This is a genomic window from Bradyrhizobium sp. CCGUVB23, assembly GCF_024199885.1.
GTDB lineage: Bacteria > Pseudomonadota > Alphaproteobacteria > Rhizobiales > Xanthobacteraceae > Bradyrhizobium.
Genome location: NZ_JANADQ010000001.1, coordinates 1,268,949 through 1,291,690, shown reverse-complemented (window position 1 = coordinate 1,291,690; position 22,742 = coordinate 1,268,949). Strand labels below are relative to the sequence as shown.

20 protein-coding genes are annotated in these 22,742 nt (G+C 63.9%); 13 read left to right on the top strand and 7 right to left on the bottom strand.

Annotated features, from left to right (window positions below):
- Positions 1-37 precede the first annotated feature (37 nt).
- Both NLN62_RS06075 and NLN62_RS06070 read right to left on the bottom strand, forming a co-directional pair.
- Positions 38-1,972: a glycosyltransferase gene (locus NLN62_RS06075; RefSeq protein ID WP_254107952.1), complete on the bottom strand. Its 1,935-nt coding sequence runs from the start codon at positions 1,970-1,972 to the stop codon at positions 38-40.
- Positions 1,969-3,240 carry an HlyD family secretion protein gene (locus tag NLN62_RS06070; protein WP_371260484.1) on the bottom strand — a complete coding sequence of 424 codons (1,272 nt, stop codon included), beginning with the start codon at positions 3,238-3,240 and terminating at the stop codon, positions 1,969-1,971. Before NLN62_RS06070 ends, NLN62_RS06075 begins: the two co-directional genes overlap by 4 nt.
- 399 nt (positions 3,241-3,639) lie before the next feature.
- Here NLN62_RS06070 and htpX point away from each other — a divergent pair, with 399 nt between their 5' ends.
- Together htpX and NLN62_RS06060 are read left to right on the top strand one after the other, a co-directional pair.
- Positions 3,640-4,575, top strand: a complete 936-nt coding sequence (htpX, locus tag NLN62_RS06065; protein ID WP_027522800.1) for a zinc metalloprotease HtpX — start codon at positions 3,640-3,642, stop codon at positions 4,573-4,575.
- Between the two features lie 568 nt (positions 4,576-5,143).
- Positions 5,144-5,785, top strand: a complete 642-nt coding sequence (locus tag NLN62_RS06060; RefSeq protein WP_027522801.1) for a tetratricopeptide repeat protein — start codon at positions 5,144-5,146, stop codon at positions 5,783-5,785.
- Between the two features lie 147 nt (positions 5,786-5,932).
- Here NLN62_RS06060 and NLN62_RS06055 read toward each other — a convergent pair whose 3' ends face one another.
- On the bottom strand, positions 5,933-6,892 hold the full coding sequence (locus NLN62_RS06055) for an IS5 family transposase (RefSeq protein WP_254107950.1): 960 nt from the start codon (positions 6,890-6,892) through the stop codon (positions 5,933-5,935).
- A gap of 219 nt (positions 6,893-7,111) precedes the next feature.
- Complete coding sequence (locus NLN62_RS06050) at positions 7,112-7,474, bottom strand: hypothetical protein (protein WP_027522802.1); 363 nt, start codon at positions 7,472-7,474, stop codon at positions 7,112-7,114.
- Between the two features lie 193 nt (positions 7,475-7,667).
- On the opposite strand from NLN62_RS06050, the gene NLN62_RS06045 reads away from it, so the two are divergent.
- The gene (locus tag NLN62_RS06045) at positions 7,668-7,961 is read left to right on the top strand and encodes an antibiotic biosynthesis monooxygenase (RefSeq protein ID WP_027522803.1); all 294 of its coding nucleotides are present in this window, start codon (positions 7,668-7,670) and stop codon (positions 7,959-7,961) included.
- 193 nt (positions 7,962-8,154) lie between these two features.
- Here the strand turns inward: NLN62_RS06045 and NLN62_RS06040 are convergent, their stop codons facing one another.
- Entirely contained in the window at positions 8,155-9,600 is a 1,446-nt protein-coding gene (locus NLN62_RS06040) for a short-chain fatty acyl-CoA regulator family protein (protein ID WP_027522804.1), read from the bottom strand.
- Positions 9,601-9,833: 233 nt separating this feature from the next.
- On the opposite strand from NLN62_RS06040, the gene NLN62_RS06035 reads away from it, so the two are divergent.
- From NLN62_RS06035 to NLN62_RS06025, 3 genes are all read left to right on the top strand, one after another.
- Entirely contained in the window at positions 9,834-11,471 is a 1,638-nt protein-coding gene (locus tag NLN62_RS06035) for an isocitrate lyase (protein WP_254107948.1), read from the top strand.
- Positions 11,472-11,495: 24 nt separating this feature from the next.
- Positions 11,496-11,708: a hypothetical protein gene (locus NLN62_RS06030; RefSeq protein ID WP_027522806.1), complete on the top strand. Its 213-nt coding sequence runs from the start codon at positions 11,496-11,498 to the stop codon at positions 11,706-11,708.
- A gap of 270 nt (positions 11,709-11,978) precedes the next feature.
- Complete coding sequence (locus NLN62_RS06025; RefSeq protein ID WP_027522807.1) at positions 11,979-12,533, top strand: hypothetical protein; 555 nt, start codon at positions 11,979-11,981, stop codon at positions 12,531-12,533.
- A gap of 93 nt (positions 12,534-12,626) precedes the next feature.
- Here the strand turns inward: NLN62_RS06025 and NLN62_RS06020 are convergent, their stop codons facing one another.
- Entirely contained in the window at positions 12,627-13,511 is an 885-nt protein-coding gene (locus NLN62_RS06020) for a metallophosphoesterase (protein ID WP_254107946.1), read from the bottom strand.
- 118 nt (positions 13,512-13,629) lie between these two features.
- On the opposite strand from NLN62_RS06020, the gene NLN62_RS06015 reads away from it, so the two are divergent.
- From NLN62_RS06015 to NLN62_RS05985, 7 genes are all read left to right on the top strand, one after another.
- Entirely contained in the window at positions 13,630-14,121 is a 492-nt protein-coding gene (locus NLN62_RS06015; RefSeq protein ID WP_027522809.1) for an NUDIX domain-containing protein, read from the top strand.
- Positions 14,122-14,372: 251 nt separating this feature from the next.
- A complete protein-coding gene (locus NLN62_RS06010; protein WP_254107944.1) occupies positions 14,373-15,524 on the top strand; it encodes a hypothetical protein in 1,152 nt (383 codons plus the stop codon).
- Positions 15,521-16,510: a glycosyltransferase family 2 protein gene (locus tag NLN62_RS06005; RefSeq protein ID WP_254107942.1), complete on the top strand. Its 990-nt coding sequence runs from the start codon at positions 15,521-15,523 to the stop codon at positions 16,508-16,510. The genes NLN62_RS06010 and NLN62_RS06005 overlap by 4 nt, the downstream gene beginning before the upstream one ends.
- Positions 16,507-17,022 (top strand): GNAT family N-acetyltransferase, encoded by a 516-nt coding sequence (locus NLN62_RS06000; protein WP_254107941.1) that lies wholly within the window; start codon positions 16,507-16,509, stop codon positions 17,020-17,022. The genes NLN62_RS06005 and NLN62_RS06000 overlap by 4 nt, the downstream gene beginning before the upstream one ends.
- 124 nt (positions 17,023-17,146) lie before the next feature.
- Positions 17,147-17,917 carry an IclR family transcriptional regulator gene (locus NLN62_RS05995; protein WP_027522811.1) on the top strand — a complete coding sequence of 257 codons (771 nt, stop codon included), beginning with the start codon at positions 17,147-17,149 and terminating at the stop codon, positions 17,915-17,917.
- A 271-nt stretch (positions 17,918-18,188) separates the two neighbouring features.
- Complete coding sequence (locus tag NLN62_RS05990) at positions 18,189-19,508, top strand: MFS transporter (RefSeq protein ID WP_254107939.1); 1,320 nt, start codon at positions 18,189-18,191, stop codon at positions 19,506-19,508.
- A gap of 9 nt (positions 19,509-19,517) precedes the next feature.
- Entirely contained in the window at positions 19,518-21,137 is a 1,620-nt protein-coding gene (locus NLN62_RS05985) for an amidohydrolase family protein (RefSeq protein ID WP_254107937.1), read from the top strand.
- Positions 21,138-21,337: 200 nt separating this feature from the next.
- Here NLN62_RS05985 and NLN62_RS05980 read toward each other — a convergent pair whose 3' ends face one another.
- Entirely contained in the window at positions 21,338-22,303 is a 966-nt protein-coding gene (locus tag NLN62_RS05980) for an AraC family transcriptional regulator (RefSeq protein ID WP_254107935.1), read from the bottom strand.
- Positions 22,304-22,742: the final 439 nt, after the last annotated feature.

The following is a 22,742-nucleotide window of genomic DNA, read 5'->3' as shown; positions in this document are numbered from 1 at the left end:
TTAGGTGAAGAGCCGGCCTCACGCCACCCCGTTGCCGCTAGCCGAACAACCGCAGCATCAGGGCTTTCCCGACTGGCAGCGCCTTGATGCCGCGATAGGCGCGCACATATTCGCCGGCATAGAACGCCCGGACCGCGTGCACGCGCGTGTCCATGCCCTCTTCGAACCGCACGGCAAAGCCGTTCGTGGTCCGCCGCACCACGGTAGCCGCGATGGAACGGCCATAGATCTGGCATTCGATCGCGCTGCCGATCGCAGGTGGGTCGGGATCGATCAGCCGCGCGCCGGTGATCGAGATATCGGCGAGCCGGACGAGGTGCGACTTGCCGCCCTGGCGCAACAGGATGGCCTCGTTGCGGACGAAGCGTTCGGCCTTGCGCTTGCGCGGCTGCTCGATGCAGACGAAGCAGACCACGGTGAGGATGAACGCGTTGTACAGGCTCCAGGCCAGCGCCAGCCCGCCATAGGCAATGCTCTCGCCGCGCAAATGCAGGATGAAGGCATAGGCGATCGCCGCGAGCGTGATCAGAAGCGCGGTGCCGTAGAGCCGCAGCAGCGGCCATTCGACGAATTTCTTGTCGCGGTCGCCGCCTTTGGCAGTGACCTTGAACTTGTGCCCCTTGGGCCTCAGCAGGCCCGTGGTGACGGCCTTCAGCACGGCGGGCGCCGCCACGAGCTGCGACACGTCTGTCATCATGGCAAGCGAACGGCCGTGCGACAGCCAGGCCATCGTCAGTCCATGCCAGACGTAGAATGGCAGGAAGAAATGCAAGAGCTCGGCGAGGTCCGCCTGCACCGCCTTGATGCCGAACAGCAGAAACAGCCAGGGCACGACCAGCCCGAACATCTTGGCGAAATAGACTGTCGTCCAGCTCATGAAGGCGTCGACCAGCGACAGCCGGTCGATAAGCGGGAGCTTCGATGTCTGCGACAGCGGACTACTGCGGCCGCGCACGATCTGCATGAAGCCGAGACACCAGCGGCCGCGCTGGGTGATGTATTCCTTCAGGCCCTCCGGCGCGAGCCCGATGGTCAGGCGCTCATTGAGATAGACGGTCTTGAGGCCGCGCTCCTTCAGGCGCAGGGTAACGAGATAATCCTCGGTCACCGAGTCGGTCGGGAATCCGCCGATCTGCATCAGCCCGGAATAGCGGATCAGGGACGAAGTCCCGCAGCAGAACGCGACGCCCCAGGCATCCTTGGCCGGCATCAGGATGTCGAAGAAGAACCGCTGCTCGTCGGGCCACACGTCAGACGCGGCGAGGTTGGTCTGGATCGGATCAGGATTTATGAAATGCTGCGGCGTCTGCACCACGCCGACGGATGCATCGTCCATCAAGCTGATGGTCCGCGCGAGAAAATCCGGACGCGGCACGAAGTCCGCATCGAGGACGGCGATGAAGTCCGGCCGTTCCGGCAGCCCGCCGACATACTTGAGTGCGTGGTTGATGTTGCCCGCCTTGGCATGGCGGTTGTCGGGACGCGTGAGGTAGTGGCAGCCGAGTTCGCTCGCGAGGTGCCGCAGCCACAGCCGGCGTCCGTCGTCGAGCACCCAGACGCGGTAATTGCCGTACTCCATTCCGGTCGCGCCGATGATCGTGCGCTCGAGGATCGATCGCTCCTCGTTGTAGGTGCAGATGAAGACGTCGATCAGCGGCGCCTTCGGATCGGTGGCGCGGCCGTCGACCTCCGTGGTGCGTCTGGTGGTGCGGCTGAGGAACAGAAGCGACAATGCGACCGCGACCAGCGAAGCCGCTTCCGCCAGCATGAAGGGATAGCCGAAGAAAAAATCCGCCGTCAGGCCCGGTGGAGGCAGGGTCTTGGTGACGCGCCAGTAGAAGTAGCGCAGCAGGAGGACGAACGACACGCCGGTCAAAAGCGAGCGCGCCAGCGTGTTGTCACGTCTGAGAAGTGGCACCATCGCCATGAAGGCGCCGAGCGCGAGAAAGCCGGGCGCCAGTGCCGCCATCATGGCGTGGTCTCGTTCCGGCCAAAGACGACCCGCCCGGTTCGGCCGACCGTGCAGTCGTGAGCGGCGGCATCGGCCGGTGCGACCGTGACGCGATAGGGCTCCTTGTTCAGCGCATCGGGATTGATGGCGAGATTGGCGGGCGCACCGGCGGAACCTGTCAGATTGACGACGGTGCCGGAGATCGGCTCGCCGCCGTCATTCGGCTCGAAGGTGGCGTGGTCGCCGAGCCGCAGCCGGTTATAGACGCTCTCCGTGACGTTGGCGGTGACGACGGCGCCGCTGCAATCGAGCACCTTGAGCAGCGGCTGGCCTGCCTGCACATCCTCGCCCGGCGAGGTCATCATCTCCCAGACGCGGCCTGCGACCGGCGTCTTGATGTTGGCTTCGGAGAGGTCTGTGAAGCGGATCTCCTCCGTGATGATCTCGTTCGCAAGCCAGGCGATCTCCGTGTCGATACGCATCAGATCGGCTTCCAGGTCCTTGGCGCGCTGGCGCATCTCCTCCTCGCGCTGCACCGAGCTTGGCCGGTCGTTGTAGCTGTCGCCGAGGAACGAGCCGCTTTGCGCCGCGGTCAGCTCGACCTTGGCCGCATCCAGCCGCTTGCGCGCGCCGAGCTCGGTCTGCTGCGCAACCGAAAGCTCACGCGTCAGCCGCGCGAGCTCGACCGTGGAGATGTTGCCGGATTTCGCCAGCGATGAGGCGCGATCCACCGCTGCGCTCGCTTCCTCGCGCCGCGCCGCCGCTGCCTCGATCGAGGTCTGGATCTCGGCGATGCGTGCCTCGAGCTGCAGGACGCGTCCATTCTTGAACTGCTCGGCCTGCCGCGCGAGGTCCTGCTGTGCTGCCTGTGCCGTCGCCAGCTTGGCCGCGAGAGACGGTCGCTCGTTTTCCAGCCGCGATTTCTGCCGCCGAAGGTCATCGAGTCGCGTACGATCACTGCGCGGGTTGACCACCCGCAGCACGACCGCGTCGGCGTCAAGCCGAGCCCGATCCTTGATGGGATCGGAGGCTGCGACGATGCGTCCACCGATCGGCGCACGCAGGGTGACGAGGCGGGAGTTCAGCACGGCTTCGACGCTGGAGTTCTGCAGCATGGCGCGCAGCGGCAGCCAGCCGAACACGGCAATCACGGCAAGGCCGGCTGCGATCTTCAAGCCCCGCCACAAATACGGCCAGCGTGACGCCGGTTCCGCGGCCTCCATCCGGGCAGCGGGTTCCTGCGGGTGTTCCTCGTCGGCAAACAGGCGTTCCTGCAGCGCCTGCTGCAAGCTCCTGGCATCCGAACTCCTTGCATCCGAGCTCCTTGCTTCGGGGGCACTTTCTGCCTCGCGCGCGGGGGTCGGGGATGTATCACTGGCGGAAATTGCTCGAGACCGGTCCATCATGAACAGTCACCTTGCTGACTGGTGGCAATGGAACCGAGTAATGCCCAGGCAGGCCTGGGGTGCCCGGTTGTCCTCGATTAAGCGGCGGCTGCCTTTCCAACGGGTAAACTTCGGCGTGGGGTTTGGTGCAAATGCGCCGTAAGGTTTATGAGTGCCGAATTTTCCTCGCCAACACCCGCCGCGGCTCTCCGACGCAGCGGCCTGTCTTGCGGCGCGACGGCGTCGCCATACTTTGATTGCGCCGGCTGAAGGCTTGGCCACGGCCGGCTCACGGAGGCGGCCATGAACTATCTTCGCACGGCAATTCTCCTCGCAGGCCTCACCGCCCTGTTCATGGGCGTCGGCTATCTCATCGGCGGCGCCACTGGGGCCATGATCGCGCTGGTCATCGCGGCGGCGACCAATCTCTTCACCTACTGGAACTCCGACCGCATGGTGCTCTCGATGTACGGAGCCCATGAGGTCGACCGCGCCAGCGCGCCGGAACTCGTCGGTCTCGTCGCCGAGCTTGCGGGCCGTGCCGGGCTACCGATGCCGCGCGTGTTTGTGATGGACGAGCCGCAGCCCAACGCGTTCGCCACGGGTCGCAATCCGCAGAATGCCGCGGTTGCCGTCACTGCCGGCTTGATGCATCAGCTCAGCCGCGAGGAGCTCGCCGGCGTGATCGCGCACGAGCTTGCGCACGTCAAAAACCACGACACGCTGCTCATGACCATCACCGCGACGGTCGCGGGCGCGATCTCGATGCTGGCACAGTTCGGCATGTTCTTCGGCGGCCATCGCAACAGTAATTCCGGCCCCGGCATCGTCGCCTCGATCCTGATGATGATCGTGGCGCCGCTCGCTGCAATGCTGGTGCAGATGGCGATCAGCCGCACCCGCGAATATGCCGCCGACGATCTCGGCGGCCGCATCGTCGGCCAGCCGATGTGGCTCGCATCCGCGCTTGTCAAGATCGAGAATGCCGCACATCAGGTGCCGAACTTCGACGCGGAGCGCAATCCTGCGACGGCGCACATGTTCATCATCAATCCGCTGTCGGGGCACGGCGTCGACAGTCTCTTCGCTACCCATCCCTCGACGCAGAACCGCATCGACGCGCTGCAGCAGCTCGCGGCCGAGCTCGGCGCGAACGGGGCGCCATCGCTCGGCGCCAACGAAAACTATCCGCCGCAAAGTCCATGGGGCCGCTCGTCCAGGCGCGGACCGTGGGGATGAGACCAGTTGGCTCAGCCGTCGCAGATGTGCCGTGATGGCGTTACAATTGATGCGGGAAACCAGCCATTCAACCTCGCATTGGTGACGGTGTTCGAGCTCTGCGTCCGCGATTTACGCTTATCCTTGTCCCAAAAGACTCTTGCGCTTTGTCGCGCATTGATTCACACCAATGCGACTCGCCTTTTTCGGCGAGTCGCAGGCCGGACGGCTTGCCGGGTGTGACAATTGTTTAAACGTAATTGCCGGAGGTGCGCATGTTGCACATGAACCGGTCCGTGCGGGATGAGGCAGCTTCGCACGAGAGTTTTCTGGTCAATGCGGAAGGCGCGCTCCTTCTGACGTCCTTCGCACTTGCTGCAATCGGCTGGTGTTGTCTGCTGGCAATGTGGCTGACGAGGGCGCTTTCTTGGGCGTCTGACTGGGCGACCTGAGGCCGGCACAACCGAGATTGTGGTCGGCTTTGTGAGCTGGCGCACACAAGATCGTCTCCGCCGGTGCTAACACCGGCCCAGACCTCAAGCGTCTGAAAGGGGATGCGTGGCCGGCCTGTTGCCGGCGACGGCTGACGATGACCAGATTAGCTGCGCCATTGTTGATCGTGTCGGGCATTCTCGTCGGATTGTCGTTGCACACCGTCGTCAATTGCGGCGATGCTAACGAGCCCGACGTCTGCTCGGCCGTGATCGGCTTCAGCCCGTTCCGCGGCTCGCTGATCGCGTTCGCCTATGAGGGGCGCGGCCGCATCGCGCTGCGGCACGGCGACGCCAAACGGGCGATCGTCGATTTCGACCAGGCCATTCATCTCAACCCGAACCGCGCCGCCACCTTCCGCGACCGCGGCCTGGCCCACCGGCAGAACGGCGAACTGGATCTGGCGGTCGCCGACTACGACCAGGCAATCGCGCTCGATCCGAAGCTTGCGGCGTCGTATTCCGAGCGGGGGCTCGCCCTTGCGGCCAGGGGCGATCTCCAGCGCGCAATCCTGAGCTACAACACCGCCATCCGCCTCGCGCCCAATGATCCGGACGCGCGCGTCAATCGCGCCCTCGCGTTCCTCGCGAGCGGACGGACGGACGATGCCCGCGCCGATTTCGAAGCCGTCCTCGCGCTGCCGGAGCGCCCCGACGGCGCCGCCCATCAGCTCGCCCGCACCAAGCTCGGCGAGCTGGGCGAACCAAGGCCGACCAACATCTCTGCGCCGCTGCGGTGAGTTTTTTGTGCCGCCTCGGCAGTGCACCCTCTCCCCTTGCGGGCCTGTTGCGTTACTGGCTTTTGAGGCCAAGACAGGTCAGGGAAGAAGCTAGTTGTCGGAGTAGCGGGCCGACGATGGAGCGGCTCATGCTCCTCGGCGGGCGGTTCACGCAGCGATTGCGGCCCACCGCCTCATGTTGAACGCGATGGAGGCGAGCAGAACCTGCCCGTTTGCCTTGATGAGGCCGACGTATCGGATGCAAGTCAATCGCATGCGGCGTTTGAGGGTGGCGAAGGTCGTCTCCACCTGCGCTCGCCGTCGTGCGATGAGAAGGTTGTAGCGTTTGAGCCGCGGCGGCAGCTGCGGGTGATGCCGGTTGGGGCGACGGGCGATACGAGGCTTCTTACCTTCCGCCTTCAGCCGAGCCCGTCTGGCATGGGTGTCATAGGCTGCATCGGCCCACACCACGGCTTCATCGCCGCGGATCAGATCGTCGGCCGGCGTGGTGTCGTTGACATTGGCGGGCGTGGTCAGCACCGACCGGATCAGGCCCGAGCCCTCATCGACACCCACGTGAGCCTTGTAACCAAAGGTCGAGCCACTTTTGCCTCGCCGCTTGGCAAACCGCGCATCGGGATCGTTCGACGGCTGTTCTTCCGTTGGAGGCGCTGACACCGCCTGGATCAATGTCGCATCCAGCATCGTGCCGCGCTTGAGGATAACACCAGCATTCTCAAGCTGACGATCGAGTTCACCAAACAGCTTCTCCAGCAGGCCTTGCTCAACAAGCTGGTTCCGGAACCGGTTCAGGACCGTGTGATCAGGCGTCGCATCCTCAAGACTGAGGCCCACGAAGCGCTTGAACGACAGGCGGTCCCCCAGTGCCTCCTCGAGCTCACGCTCCGAAAGACCGTAGAGCGACTGCAACAGCAGCGCGCGAAACAGCACCAGCACCGGATAGCCCGGTCGGCCAGGGCTTCCTTCATCCCGCAAATGCGCCATCAGCTTCTCGAACCGGTACCATTTGACCAAGCCCGACAACCGATTCAGCGCCGCATTGGCACCGGCTCCCTTCGGCAACCACGCCTCAATAAAACTCGGCTGCCCAGTCTGCTTCACTGCCATCGTTACCTCCAAGGCTTCTGCCCTAGAGAATCACAATCGCGGATTACGCAACAGGCCCCTTGCGGGAGAGGGTGGCTTCGATGCGCAGCATCGAAGCCGGGTGAGGGGTCTGTCTCCGCGTATTCGACTGCGTGAGATTCATTCGCGGAGACAACCCCTCATCCGGCGCTTCGCGCCACCTTCTCCCGGAAGGGGAGAAGGGAAGGCAGCGAGTGTGCCTTACGCCTTCTTTTTCTTCTTAGCGGATTTCTTCTTGGCCACCGGCTGCTCCTTTGCCGGCTTCTTCTCCGCCGCCTGCTGCTTCTCAACCGTCTCGGCGGCCGCACTGGCTGCGAAGCGCATCGACCTAGCGTAGCTGTCGGCGACGTTGTCGGCGGACATCTGGAGGCGCTTGGCCGCAGTGCTGGCCTGCTCCATGGTGTTCTTCGCGATCAGCTTGTAGCGCTCGCGGGCGTCCTTGCCCTTGGCCTTGGCCGCGAGGGTATTTAAGCGATCCCGCCGTTCCTTGGCGCGGGCCATCAGGCCCGTGTGGAGCTGTCTTGCCAGTTGCCGGATCACGACATCCAGGTCGGCGTCCGCCATGTCTTTTGTCCCCTTCGTAACGGTCACGATTGTTGCGCGCGGACTATGCAGATGCCGCATCCGCTTGGCAATGTGAAGGGGCAGGAGGATCGCTTGCACAACTTCGCGCGAGGGCGTGGATCGGCCACGCGCTTCGGCGTAACATCGCCGCAGGGCACCAGGCCCCACATCAGCGAGCCGGAAGGAGGACCCCATGTATGCCGCCATCCGTCAGGCCAAGGCGAAAAGCGGGAGCGCGGAGGAGCTGGCGCGCCGCATCAAGGAAGGCGCCGTTCCGATCATCAGCGATGTCGATGGCTTCCGCGCCTATTACGTGGTCTATGCCGGCGACGACACGGTGACCGCGATCTCCATCTTCGACAAGTTCGAGCAGGCGGAGGAGGCGAACCGGCGCGCGATCGCCTGGATCGAGAAGGATCTGGGCCCGCTGCTCGCGGGCCACGCCAGTGCCGCCGCGGGGCCGGTGATCGTGCATACGCTGGCGTAGGAAACGGTCACTGCGCTCCCGCCCCAATGTCGTCCTGGCGAAAGCCAGGACCCATTCCCCCAGGGAGTAGTTTTGCGACAATTGTCCGCCACCTTTGTTCACAGCGAACGCCGGTGGTAATGGGTCCTGGCTTTCGCCAGGACGACCACCAAAAATGTGTCGCGTGCAAACTGCAACAAATGCAGCCGCCGCTTCACAACTCCCGCGCATTCGAGAACGCGAAACTCGACACCCGCCTTGTCGTCTCATCCAAAATAAGCGTGCGCGTGATCGGCGGCTCGGCGCGCTGGGCGCAGTTTTCGCGTTCGCAGAGGCGGCAGTTGACGCCGATCGGCGTGCCCTCGGCCTTCTCAAGATCCATGCCGGCGGCGTAGACGAGGCGCGAAGCGTGGCGGATCTCGCAGCCCAGACCAATGGCAAAGCGCGGCTGCGGCAGAGGGTGGGGCGCGACGGGCCGGCGCACCATCTGCGCGATCGAGAAGTAGCGCGTGCCGTCGGGGAGCTCGATCACCTGCTTCAGAAGCCGGTCCGGCGTGTCGAAGGTCGAATGCACGTTCCACAGGGGGCAAGTGCCGCCGAACTTCGAGAACGGGAAGGTGCCGGAGGAGAAGCGTTTTGAGACGTTGCCGGCATTGTCGACGCGGAGCAGGAAGAACGGGATGCCGCGTGCGTTCGGCCTCTGCAGGGTAGTGAGGCGATGGCAGACCTGCTCGAAGCCGGAATTGAAGCGCTGCGCCAGCACGTGGATGTCGTAGTTCAGCGCGTCCGCTGCGGCCAGGAATGGCTGGTAGGGCATCATCACGCTAGCTGCGAAATAATTCCCGAGCGTAATGCGGAACAGGCGTCGCGGCGCATCGTCCAGCGGCCCGGCGCGGCCGATGATGGTTTCGAGATGCTGGGTGCATTCGCCGAGCCCGAGCTGGAACGCAAGCTGGAACGCGCGGCCGGGCGGATCGACGAGCTCGGAGATCAGGAGCTGGCGGCGATGGCGGTCGAAGCGCCGCAAGGTCTCGCGCATCACGTCGACCGGCATGATGCGGGTCTGAACCGAATGCTTTTCGCGCAAGCGCGTCACGAGGGCGGCATAGAGCCCTTCGGCCGGCACGTTCAGTTCGTCGCGCAGGGCTTCGGCGGCCTGCTCGAGCTCCGGAAAATAATTGCGGTTGGCCTCGATCAGTTCGCGCACGCGCTCGACCGGATTGGCCTCATAGCGCGTGCCGACGTCGCGGTCGGCCATCTGCGCCGCGGCCAGCGTCTCGCCCTGGCGCGCCTCGGTATAGGCGGCGTAGAGCCGTTGCAGCGCATGGGTGACGCCGGGACAGAGCTCGGCGAGGTCGCGCAGCTCCTGCTTGGGGACGTCGATCTGGCGGAACAGCGGATCGGAAAAGATCTCGTTCAGCTCGGCGAAGAAGCGGTCCTCGTCGGCGGTCGCAAGATCCCGCAGGTCGAGATCGTAGGTCTCGGCCAGCCGCAGCAGGATCTGGGCGGTCACCGGGCGCTGGTTGCGCTCGATCAGGTTGATGTAGCTCGGTGAGATCCCGAGCCCCTCGGCGATCTGGGTCTGCGACAGCCCCAATTGCTGCCGGATCCGCCGGAAGCGCGGGCCGACGAACAGTTTCTTCCCGGAATCGGTGGCCATCAGCGCTTCTCCAGAGCCGGTAGGGACAGATTCGCTGACCCATATTTTTTACAAACTTTACAAAATAACACCTGTGACATGTTCTTATGTTACATGACATCACCATTCAAATACAAGCCTACTATACGAGCTAGGGATTCTCGCGTTTAGCTCTCACCACGCATTTCGCAATGCACTGTCAAAAATGTCGACAACCAATACTGCAGTTTGTCGCGAGCCAAGGGATCACGGATATGAATTTCCAACCGCGTGAGATGAGCGACCGGGCGCTCCACGGTCCGGCTTCCTATCAGAGCGAGATTGAGGCGGCCGAAGCGCTCCTCAAGACCAAGGAGACCTGGAACGGCGTTACCGCTGAAGCCGTGGCGCGCATGCGCCTGCAGAACCGCTTCAAGACCGGCCTGGATGTTGCCCGCTACACCGCGGCGCTGATGCGTGCCGACATGGCCGCCTATGACGCTGATAGCACCAAGTACACCCAGTCGCTCGGCTGCTGGCACGGCTTCATCGCCCAGCAGAAGCTGATCTCGGTCAAAAAGCACTTCGGCAACACCGATCGCCGCTACCTCTATCTCTCCGGCTGGATGATCGCGGCGCTGCGCTCCGAGTTCGGGCCGCTGCCGGATCAGTCGATGCACGAGAAGACCTCGGTGCCGGCCCTGATCGAGGAGCTCTACACCTTCCTGCGTCAGGCCGACTCCCGCGAGCTCAACGACATCTTCCGCAGCCTCGACAAGGCGCGCAAGGAAGGCGACAAGACCAGGGAGAAGGAGCTGATCGAGAAGATCGACAACTTCCGGACCCATGTCGTGCCCGTCATCGCCGACATCGACGCCGGCTTCGGCAACGCCGAGGCGACCTATCTGCTCGCCAAGAAGATGATCGAAGCGGGCGCCTGCGCTCTTCAGATCGAGAACCAGGTCTCCGACGAGAAGCAGTGCGGACACCAGGATGGCAAGGTCACCGTGCCGCACGAGGTCTTCCTGGCGAAGATCCGCGCCTGCCGTCACGCCTTCCTCGAGCTCGGCGTCGAAGACGGCATCATCGTGACCCGTACCGACTCGCTCGGCGCAGGCCTCACGCAGCAGATCGCCGTCAGCCACAAGCCCGGCGACATCGGCGATCAGTACAACAGCTTCCTCGATTGCGAGGAAGTGACGGCGGCGAACGCCCGCAACGGCGATGTCATCATCAACCAGAACGGCAAGATGATGCGTCCGAAGCGGCTGCCCTCCAACCTCTATCAGTTCCGTCCCGGCACCGGTGCAGATCGCTGCGTGCTCGACTGCATCACCTCGCTGCAGAACGGCGCTGACCTGTTGTGGATCGAGACCGAGAAGCCGCATATCGAGCAGATCGCCAGCATGGTGGACCGGATCCGCAAGGTGGTTCCGAACGCGAAGCTGGCCTACAACAACTCGCCGTCCTTCAACTGGACGCTCAACTTCCGTTGGCAGGTCTACGATGCGATGAAGGAAGCCGGCAAGGATGTCAGCAAGTACAACCGTGCGGAGCTGATGAAGGCGGAATACGACGACACGCCGCTGGCGATCGAAGCCGACGAGCGGATCCGGACCTTCCAGGCCGACTCCGCCAAGCGCGCCGGCATCTTCCACCATCTGATCACGCTGCCGACCTATCACACGGCCGCGCTGTCCACCGACAATCTCGCCAGGGAATATTTCGGAGAGCAGGGCATGCTAGGCTATGTGAAGAACGTCCAGCGCGCCGAGATCCGTCAGGGTATCGCCTGCGTGAAGCATCAGAACATGGCGGGCTCCGACATCGGCGACGATCACAAGGAGTACTTCGCCGGCGAGGCTGCCCTGAAGGCGGGCGGCGCGCACAACACGATGAACCAGTTCGGCTAACGGTGGAATTGAGGAGGACTGACAATGAGCAAAGGCAGCAATTTCTGGGTGATCGGCGGCGAGTTCGGTTCGATGAACTTCCACAAGCTCGTGGAAGGCTCGGCCCAGGTCAAAGGCCCCTTCAAGTCCCGCAAGGAGGCCGAAGACTGCTGGCGTGAAGTGTCGGAAGAGAACCGCCACAAGGCCGGCGTCCGCTTCTCCATCGTGGAAGAGCCGCACCGCGCTCCGGCAGCCTAGAGCATGATCCGGACCCGGAGGGCCGCGTTAGCGCAAAGTGTGCAGCGGTTTTCCGGAAGATCATGCTCAAAACAATAACGGCTTCTGACGGCCCAAAATCGAAGAAGACGTCCAAGGACGGACGGTCCCATCCAGGCTTTGCCTGGGTGGGATCGTCTGTTTTTGGACAGGGAAAACTGACCCCCGGGGCCTTAAGTATCTGGAATTGTACGGCCTTTGCGGCGATCATGGTTGCTGATAGGTTAACGGACCTCGTCCAGGAGCCGAACCATGTCCGAGCCCGAGATCGCCGGGACCCATGCCCCTCAACCGCGCACCGTGCGGCTGCGCGATGCGCTTCTGAAGGCGCGGATCGAGGCCGCCGACCGGACCGGCGTCGTGGTCGACCTGCGCGATGCCGAGGTGGCGCGGCTGGAGATCCTCAACGACGCGCTCGATCCCCTGTTCGCTCAGGTCCCGGAGCAGATCGACCTGTTCGACCGCGGCGTCAGCCAGGGCGAAACGCCGCGGCTGTGGATCGACGTCGTCGCCCACATCATGATGGGACGCGACAAGCGGATGTACCGCTTCGTCCAGGACACCCGCTTCGGCCGTATCGTGCTCGCCGAGTCGCACGACACGGCCGTGATCGTCGAGGCGGTGACGGATTACGTCGCGCGCCGCATGATCGAGCGCGAGCACGCGATGGTCGTGCCGCCCGAGCCGAAGGCGGCGGAGCCGGAGAAGCCGCGTCGCTCCCGCATCTGGCCCTTCGTTTTCGGCTTCGTCCTCGGCGCCGCCGCCCTGTTCGGCCTCGCCTTGCTTGCGGCGTTGCAGAGCTGGTGAAGACCTCGTCATTGCGAGCGCAGCGAAGCAATCCAGGAATGTTTCCGCGGAGGGATTCTGGATTGCTTCGCTGCGCTCGCAATGACGGCGAAACTAAACCAGCCGCACGTGCTTGATCTGCCGAACCTGCAACCCATGATCCAGACTGTGTACGGCCTGCTCGCAGCGCCAGCCGGCATTGTCCTTTTCGATCGCGAACAGATTATACGCCGCCGCCGGGTAGCGCCCATGCGCCAGCGCCGAGGCCGAGGGAACGCCGACCGCGGGCACGTTGCCGTTGGGCCCTTCGAACCACATCGTCGAATGCACGTGGTCGTGGCCGTGCAGGATCAGCTCGACGCCGTGCTGCCTGATCAGCGCGAGCAACGCATCCGAATCGGTCAGCCGCTTGTTGCGCGACTTCGACCTGAGTGGATGATGGACCAGGAGGATGCGAAACACGTCTTCGCTCGAAAGCCGCGCCAGCACCTCTGCGAGCGCTGCGAGCTGGTCGCGGCCGAGCGTGCCCGTCGCCATCAACGGCGCCGTCGGCACTGCCGTCGACAGGCTGATCAGCGCCGCCGGTCCGCGCCGGCGCACGGCGGGAAAAAAGCTCGCCGCAGGCTCGTCGCCGGCAATGTAATCCAGGAAGGTTTCGCCAAAGCGCTGGCGTGTCGCACTGACATAGGCGTCGTGATTGCCGGGGATCGCGGTGACGCGATCCGGCGGACCGACGCCTTCGAGCCAGGCCAGCGCTGGCGCGAACTCCGCCTCCAGCGCCAGGTTGACGAGGTCTCCCGTCACCGCGATGTGGTCGGGGCCTTGCGCCTTCATGTCCGCGACCAGTGCGTCGAGCACCTCGCGGCGCTGGTATTTGTGGCGGTTGCGCGCCCAGTTGACGTAGCCGAGGGCACGCTTGCCTGCGAGCTCGATCAGCCGGGGCCTTGGCAGCGGCGCCAGATGCGGATCGGACAGATGCGCGAGTATGAACGGTGCCATCAGATGCGCGATTGCCTCGCTATTCCCGTGCTGTAATGGCAAGGTCTGTCTTGCGACGCAAGGAAAGCTTCAAGGAAAGCTTCAAGGAAAGCTTGCAAGGAGTTTTGGAAGGAGCCTGATGGCAGGACGTCTGGACAAGATGCGACGGAAATACGAGTACCTGCTGCGGCGTGTCTTTCACTCCTACTTCCTGCTCGCCCGCGGCATGACGCTCGGCGTCCGCGCCGTGGTGCTGGACCGGGACAATCGCGTGTTCCTGGTCAGGCACAGCTATGTCAACGGCTGGTATCTGCCGGGCGGCGGTGTCGATCTCGGCGAAACCATGGAAGCTGCGATGCGGCGCGAATTGAAGGAGGAGGGCGACATCGACCTCACCGGGGGTGCGGCGCTGCACGGCATCTTCCTCAACAGCCACGTCTCGCGCCGCGACCATGTCGCGGTCTATGTGGTCAGGGAGTTCAGCCAGGAGCGCCTGCCGGAGCCCAACCGCGAGATCATCGAATGCGGGTTCTTCGCAAGCTCAGCCCTCCCCGAGGGCACCACGCCCGGCACGCGGCTGCGGATAGCGGAGGTGCTGGAGGGCCGCCCGCCGATTGCGACGTGGCGATGAGGCGCGGCTATGCTAAAGCAAGGATGAGTCTGGGTTGAGTGGATGGGGCCCCGGGCTCGCTCAACCTCTTCCGCTTGCGGGGGAGGTCGGCGCGAAGCGCGGGTGGGGGCTCTCTCCAAATTGGGAGTATCGATTGCGGACACACCCCACCTTCCCACGCAAGCGGGAGAGGGGCGCACCTGCTTCGTGGCTCGCAATCAGACCCGATATTTTGGCAGGGCGCCGCGTCCCCAGCGCGCCAGGGACAACGGATGAAGAGCCTCAAAATTACCTTCGGCCTGATCTGCCTTGCGATCCTCGCCAGCAACATCGTGACGATGTCGCGCTGGAACGAGGCGCGCGGCGTCTATGACGACATCTGCTATCTGCGTCAGGCACATCTGTTCCAGCGCTTCGGGCTCGGTGGCATCGACACCGATATTTCACGGAATGACGACCACTTTCTGGAAGGCAAGTTGAAGGAGATCGAGTTCCCCGACTGGAATACGCAGAGAATGGCGCCGTGCCATACCTCGCAGCCCGACAACAAGTTCGTGCTGCAATATCCGCCGGGCACCGGCTTTCTGCTGGCGCTGTTTCCGGAAGGACATCAGGTGGCGCCGCTCTACGTTTTTGCAAACCTGATCGTGTGCGTCCTCGCGCTGCTCGGCATCCTCGCGGCGCGCACCCTGCCGTTGACCGTGGGAGCAGGTAGCTTGGGCGCGCTCGCAAGCTACCTCATGATTAATCCGGCGAAGGCCAGCTACTCGATCGCACCGACCATGGCGCTCTGCGCCATCGCTGGATTGCTGACCGCGCTGTGGCTGGTCAAGGCGAAGCGCAATCTGTGGCTGGTGATGTCGATCGGGCTCCTGCTCGGTCTGTCCGTGAATTTCAGATTGTCCAATCTGTTTCTGGTCTCCGGCTATGTCCTGTATCTCGGCATCTCCTTTCTTCGGACGCGCAAGCTTGCGGAGTTCGTGCAAAGTTCGGGCTTCGGTGTTGCCTTCGTCATCGGCATGGCGCCGACGCTGATCGCGAATGCGATCAATGCCGGTAGTCCTTTCACCACGACCTATGGCGGCGCCGACGTGTCCGCACCCGAATTCAATGTGAGCGTGCTCGGCCAATACCTCGGGGACCCGCAGCTCGGGCTGACCGCGCTCGCGATCGGCTCGACCGCCTGGCAGCTCCGGATGGGCGAGGGCGGCGTGCGCCAAGTCGCTCTCATTGCCGCCGGCAATCTGCTGGTCAATCTCGTCTTCTTCCTAAGCCACCCGGTCTTCACGCCCTATTACGTCGTGCCGATCGCGATGCTGACGCTGTGGAGCCTGTCCTTTGCCGAGCTGATGCAGCCGGTGGAAGCCTCTCAAGAGGCGCCGCTATGTGAAAGGGCGGCAAGCGTTGGAGCGCTGTCGCCATGACATCGACAGCGCTTCGCATCGCCGTGCTGGTGCCCTGCTACAACGAGGAGGCGGCGGTCGCGACCGTCGTCGCCGATTTCCGCAAGGCGCTGCCCTCGGCCGAGATCTATGTCTACGACAACAACTCGCGCGACCGCACCGCAAGCGTCGCGCGCGAGGCCGGCGCGATCGTGCGCAGCGAGCGGCGGCAGGGCAAGGGCCACGTGGTACGCCGGATGTTCGCCGACATCGAGGCCGACGTCTATGTGCTGGTCGATGGCGATGCGACCTATGATGCGCCGAGCGCATCCCGCATGATCGACAAGCTCCTCGACGAACATCTCGACATGGTCGTCGGCCTTCGCGTCGATCAGACACAGGCCGCCTACCGGCTCGGCCACCGCACCGGCAACCGCATGCTGACGGGCTTCCTGTCGTCGAGCTTCGGCCAGGCCTTCAAGGACATCCTGTCCGGCTACCGCGTGTTCTCGCGCCGGTTCGTCAAGTCCTTCCCCGTGCTCTCCGACGGTTTCGAGATCGAGACCGAGCTCGCGGTCTACGCGCTTGAGCTGTCGCTGCCGGTCGCCGAGGTCGAGACGCCCTATTACGCGCGCCCCGAGGGCTCGTTCTCCAAGCTCAACACCTGGCGCGACGGTTTTCGCATCCTCGGCACCATGCTCAAGCTCTACCGCTCCGAGCGGCCGCTGCGCTTCTTCACGCTGATCGGAATTCTGCTGGCGCTGATGTCGATCGTCCTGGCGATCCCGATCGTGATCACCTTCATCGAGACCGGTCTCGTGCCGCGCTTCCCGACTGCCTTTCTGGCGATGGGCCTGATGATCATGGCACTGTTGTCGGTGTCGTCGGGGCTCGTGCTCGACACGGTCACGCGAGGACGGCGGGAAATGAAGATGCTCGCCTACCTGTCCCAGCCGGCGCTGAAAAGGAACGGAAGCCTTGCCGGTGGACCTTCGCACTCCCAGATGCTAACCCGCGAACTGACATGAACGATCTCTCAGTCACCATCCTTCCCGAGGCTGCCGGCGACGCCCAGGCGATCGAGCGCCTGCACGAGCGCACCTTCGGGCCCGGACGCTTCGTGCTCAGCGCCTACCGCATCCGCGAGCACGTCGATCACCTGCTCGAGCTCTCCTTTACCGCCCGCATCGGCACGCTGATGGTAGGCTCGGTGCGCCAACTGCCGATCACGATCGGCGATACCAAGGCGCTGCTGCTCGGTCCGCTCACCGTCGAGCCGCCGTTCCGCGGCCGCGGCGTCGGGCACTTACTTCTCGAGCGCGCGCTCAAGGACGCGAAGGCGCAAGGCCACGCCCTCGTGCTGCTCGTCGGCGATGAGCCCTATTACACCCGCGTTGGCTTCAAGCCGGTGCCCAAGGGCCGCATCATCATGCCGGGCCCGGTCGACGCCAGCCGTATCCTCGTCTTCGAACTCGTCGATGGCGCGTTCGAAGACGTGTCGGGCCCTGTCGGTCCCGACTGGAGCAAGGCGCGGGGGTAGGAGAGGGCGTGGGTTCATCCAACGCCGATTGATCGATCCTGAATGCGAAAGCCGGATACGCTATACCTTCGGCGCGGTTTGTGCCAAAACCGCGGGCACGAAGCTGACGAAGGACATGTGAAGTTTGGCCGCATCCAAGAAGGGCGCCGAGCCCGCGGAACGCCAGAACGGGATTGATCGGACCATCGATCTCCTGGAAGCGCTGCTGCATTTGCGCGCGCCCTCCAAGCTCAGCGACCTCGCGAAGCAGATGGGCGCGCCGCGGTCGACGGTCTATGCCATCGCCAACCGCCTGATCGAGGCGGACCTGCTGGAGAGCGTCGGCGAGGGCGGTCAGGTCTATTTCGGCAAGGCGGTGCATCTCTACGGCCGGGCCTATGCGGAGGCCAATCCCCTGCATCGCCGATGCCGCGAAGCCCTCGACCGGCTGGCGACCGAGCATAGCGCGACCGCGCAACTCTGCGCGCTACGTGGCCGCAAATACGTGGTGGTCGATACAAGGGACGGGTCGGGCCTGTTCCGGATCACTACGGATGTCGGCATCGAGGTGCCGCTGCCGTGGACTGCATCCGGCAGGTTGCTGCTGGATCACATGAGCCCTTCGGAGATTCGTGCGTTCGTTCCGAAGGAGGATTTTCGTCTTCCGGACGGACGCCTGCTCGACGTCGGTGATTTCATCAAGGACGTCGCGCGCGCGAGGCGCGAAGGCAGATGCGTGACGACGGCACTGTCCGATCGGTTTACGTCGTGTCTTGCCGCGCCCATCCGCGACAAGAAGGGGGTCGCGGTCGCGACGCTCTGCTTCGTCGTTCCCGCGGACTCGCTGAAGGAACGCAGGACCGCGCTGCTCGACGATCTCGTCGCCACCGCAACCGAACTCTCAGATCGCCGCTGAGCCGAGCCGACAGGCAGCGTACGCACGATGCATCCGCATCGTTTCGTGCGCTGTCCTCGCGCTGCTCTCGCCGCGTGCGCGACGCATTCAGGTGAGGCGGTCCGGAACGTCCAGGCTTGACATCACGGCTCGGGAATATCTAGCATGACGCTATAAGATACTATTGTCCACTATAAGAGACTATAACAATGGCCGGCGCGACGAGGTTTCTCTCGGTTCCGTATTTCGACGGGACGAAAGACATGGTCCCGCGGCTTGGAGAGGATTCGAAATGACGAACGCAGGCCGACAAGTACCCGGGCGACGCTGGCTGATCGGTTGTCTCCTCGGCGTCGGAATCCTCATCAACTACATCGACCGTGTCGGGCTCTCCGCCGCGACGCCCGAGCTCACCAGGGAGCTTGGCCTCACCGCCACCGACATCGGCCTGCTCGGTAGCGCGTTCTTCTGGACCTATTCGTTGCTGCAAGTCCCGGGCGGCATGGTGCTGGACCGCTTTGGCGTCACCGCGGTCGGCCGCGCCAGCAGCTTCCTCTGGGCGGTCGCCGCCACCATCACTGCGCTCGCCAGCGGACTTTGGGGTATCGCCGCCGCACGTCTGTTGCTCGGAGTCGCGGAAGCGCCGGCATTTCCGGCAAGTCAGAAAGCGACCGGCCACTGGTTTCCGCTCGACGAACGCGCGCGTTCGACCGCGATCTTCGATTCTGCCGCCAAATTCTCCAACGTGATCGGCGTGCCGCTGGTTGCCTATGTGATCTTTCTCTACGGCTGGCGCTGGGGTTTTGGCGTCACGGCGCTGCTGAGCTTTGCGTATTTCATCGCCTACTACGTCATCTATCGAAATCCGAGCGAGGATCCGAAGCTGTCCAAGGCGGAGCATCACTACATCGTCGCCGGCGGCGGCACGCCGGAAGGCCCGGCGACGGCGGGGCAGAGCCGCATGCTCGGCTACCTCTTGCGCAACCGCAAGGTCTGGGGGCTGACCATCGGGTTCTCAGCCTATGGCTATACCTTCTATCTCTTCCTCACTTGGCTTCCGGGCTATCTCGCCCAGACCATGCATATGAATCTGATGTCGGCCGCGGGCTATTCGACGATCCCCTGGATTTTCGCGACGTTGTCGGACCTCCTGATCGGCGGGTTCCTGGTGGATCATTTGATCGCGCGTGGCTACGACAGCACGAGGGTGCGCCAGTCGGTGATCATCGTCGGCATGCTGATGGGGCTTGCCGTGATCGGCGCCGCGTTCACCGTGAAGCCAGGCTGGGCGCTGCTGTGGCTGTCGATCGCGATCTCGGGGCTGTCAGCCGCGGCGCCCGTCGGGTCCTCGATCGTGTCGCTGATCGCGCCCAAGGGCGGCGCGGGAACGGTCGGCGGCATTCTCAATTTCACCAACAACATGATGGGCGTCCTCGCGCCCATCGTGACCGGAATCGTGGTCGACTGGACTCAATCCTTTGCCGGCGCTTTCATGATCGCCGGCGTCGTGCTGCTGATCGGCATCTTCTTCTATGTCGTGGTGCTGGGACGGATCGAATCGATTCCCGATTTCGCCGAGGAAATGCCGCGAGACGCCGTGGCCGTTCACTGAGGAGGGAGCATGCCCCAAGGTCCGAACCAGGGTAGGGATACCCTCATCCGCAATGCCCGGCTGATCGACGGCACGGGCGCGCCGTGGTTCGAGGCCGACCTGCGCATCAGCGGCAACCGCATCGCGGCGATCGGCGCCTCCTTGCCCGCGGACGGGTCCGAAATCATCGACGCGCGCGGATGCTACCTCGCGCCGGGCTTCATCGACGCTCACTGCCATGACGATCTGATCTGCCTGCGCGAGCCTGATAGGCCCGAGAAGGCACTGCAAGGCGTGACCACGCTCGTGGTCGGCAATTGCTGCTTTTCGCTCTATCCAGCGACCGCAAACTCCGCCGAGATGCTGCGCCAGCACTTCTCGGGCCTCGCGGGTGAAACCCGCGCGAACGAAGTCTTCGACAGTTTCGACGGCTACCGGCTGGCCCTGGAAGGGCCGGGCGTGGCGCTCAACCTCGTCTCCTTGGTCGGGCATGCCGCGATCCGGCTCGCAGTTCTCGGTTACGAACGCCGCGCGGCGACGGACCGGGAGGTCGCGGCCATGCAGGCACTGCTCGCAGAGCAGCTCAGCCAGGGCGCAGCCGGCCTGTCGCTCGGCCTCGTCTATCCGCCGAGCGCCTATGCCGACACCAATGAACTGTGCGCACTGGCAGCGACCGTGCGCGCTCACGGCAAGCTGCTCACGGCGCATGTCCGCAGCTACGAAGCGGGCCTGCTGAGCTCCATCGACGAGTTCATCGCGATCCTGCGCGTCTCCGGCGCGGCGGGTCTGCTGTCGCATCTTCAGTCGGCAGGAAAGCCGAACTGGGGCGCTATCCCTAAGGCGCTCGACCGGCTCGAGGCCGCACGAGCGGAGGGGATCGATATCTCCTTCGACATGTATCCGTATCCTGCCGGCAGCTCCTACATGCTGCAATTGCTACCGCCGGCCGCGCTCGAAGGCGGCATCGACGCGCTGCGCGCGCGGTTGCGCGATCCGGGCAAGCGCGAGCAGCTTCGCGTGCTGGTGGAGGAAGGCGATCCCGATCCGCATGCCGCGCAGTCCAAGATCGTGCTGATCGGCTGGCATAATGTGCGCATTTCCGGCACCGGCAATCCCGCGCTGAAACCGCTCGAGGGCAAGTCGATGGTCGACGCCGCGCGCGAGCTCGGCATCTCGCCGTTCGATCTCATGGTTCGGTGTATCGAGGAAGACCAGGGTCAGACCGGCATCATCATGTTCCAGCTCGATGAGGCTGACCTGCGTGCGGCCTTCACCCATCGCCTGCACATGGTCGGCTCCGACGGCATTCCGCGCCCGGGCACCAAGCCGCATCCGCGCGCCTATGGCAGTTTCCCGCGCGTCGCCGGCCGGCTGACGCGTGAGCAAGGCTGGCTGACTTTGGAAGATGCCGTGCGGCGAATGACCGCGATGCCCGCCCAGCGCTTCGGCCTGTCCGACCGCGGCATCCTGCGACCGGGCATGATCGCGGATATGACTCTGTTCGACGATACCATCATGGACAAGGCGACGTTCGAGGCGCCGACGGAAATGCCCGCGGGCATCCGTTCGGTATTCGTCGCAGGCGAGGCCGTGGTCGCCGACGGACGCAGTACCTTCGCGCGTCCGGGCCGGGCCCTGATCACCGGATGACGGAGCCGCCGCCAATGGCTCGTCTCTCCGACGTCCCGAATCCGAACTTCGTCACCTGTTGTTGCGGAGTTTCTTGATCGATGACGTCCGATCCTTTCAAGCAGAGCCGATCAGCGTGCCGGTTACGCGCGCCAAGCGTCAGGAGTTCATGCGCGAACGGTACTAATGATCGCGCAGACACCTGAAATGGCGCGCTTCCTTCAAGCACGGCGAATGTCGGACGGTGTGGCATCGAACCGCCGTCGGAACACGCGGTTGAAATAGGAGATGTCCACGAATCCTGCCGAATGCGCGAGATCGCTGACCTTGCGCCCTCGGTTGCGGGGATCGAGCAGCAGCCTGCGAGCGAGCAGCAGGCGTTGTTCAAGGAGGAATTCGGTGAACGTGGTCCCCGCCTGTTCGAACATCCGCTGTGCATGCCGCGGACTGACGCCCGCCTTCTGAGCGATCGAGTGGATCGTCAGATCACCCCGGCTCAAATTGGCGATGGCTTCGGCGCGCATGAGGTCGAGCCGTACGGCGGAATGACCTCTGTTGTTCGCAAGTTCTGTGCGGTCGGCGTCCGTTCTCAGCAACAGCCCGATGAGGTCGACCATGTGTTGGGCTATCAGGTGCTGGCCGATCGCGTCTGTTTGCGGGCCAACCTCGGTGGCGAGTGCGTGGTAGCGTATGATGGCTTCTCTTATGGGATCTTGATCGCCAAGAACCCGCGCCATCCGGTCCTCCGCCTTGGGGCAGATCGTGAGGAGCAGGGATCGCGGGATGCGAATGCTCTTGCTCTCGCCTTCGTTGCTGACGTGCGCGCCACAGAGCACGCTCATGTCCCCGAGACACATTTGCGATTCCGACAGTTCGATCGATTGTCCCTCGTGCCATATGCGCACCCGACCGGACGTGGCGATGAGGAGGCACATGTCGTCGTAACCGTCGTTCAGGAGTTCGCGCGTGCGCGAGAAGCGCGCCGACGATCCGCCGGGAGCAGCCAGCGCGAGACCGCCCACCAGGCTGACTTGCAATGTGCACTCGATGTTGCCGCTGTTGCCCGGCTGAACGTCGACGCGGAGAGTGGACCGGCAGAATTCCTCGCGCCATCGTTCGTAATCGCGTCCATGCGGCGGGCCCGAGTAGCCAGTGACAAAGACATTCGGCACGCCCGCTTTATCCATCACGACTCCTTCGACGGCCAACCGTATCCCGAGGTTTCCTGAGCGAAAGGCCGGGCCAGTGGATATCGCATCAATCTACACGATTGGCGCCGGAGTCCTATCGTGGCGAAACCGGTATCTCCTGCGCTTTGATCGCGCCGCTACGTTCCGAAGGGCGCTGGGAGCGAAGCGAATGGCGCTCTATTCCAAGACAGCGAACCCTGCTCGGTAGCCTCTCACGAGGGTTCGGTGTGCCATTTCCTGTTGTGCAACTTTCCGTTGTGGATCCCCATTGCCCCGGGCGCGGCGCTTCTGCTCCGCCTTCCACGTTGGTGCTGGCTATTGCCGCAAGACCACACGCCACCGACGTAACCCCGCTTCGGCAGTCGCGACTGGTGAGCCAGTTCACACGGAAACGCCCGTACAGGTAGTATTCTTCAAACGGGGTGGCCAGTGGAGC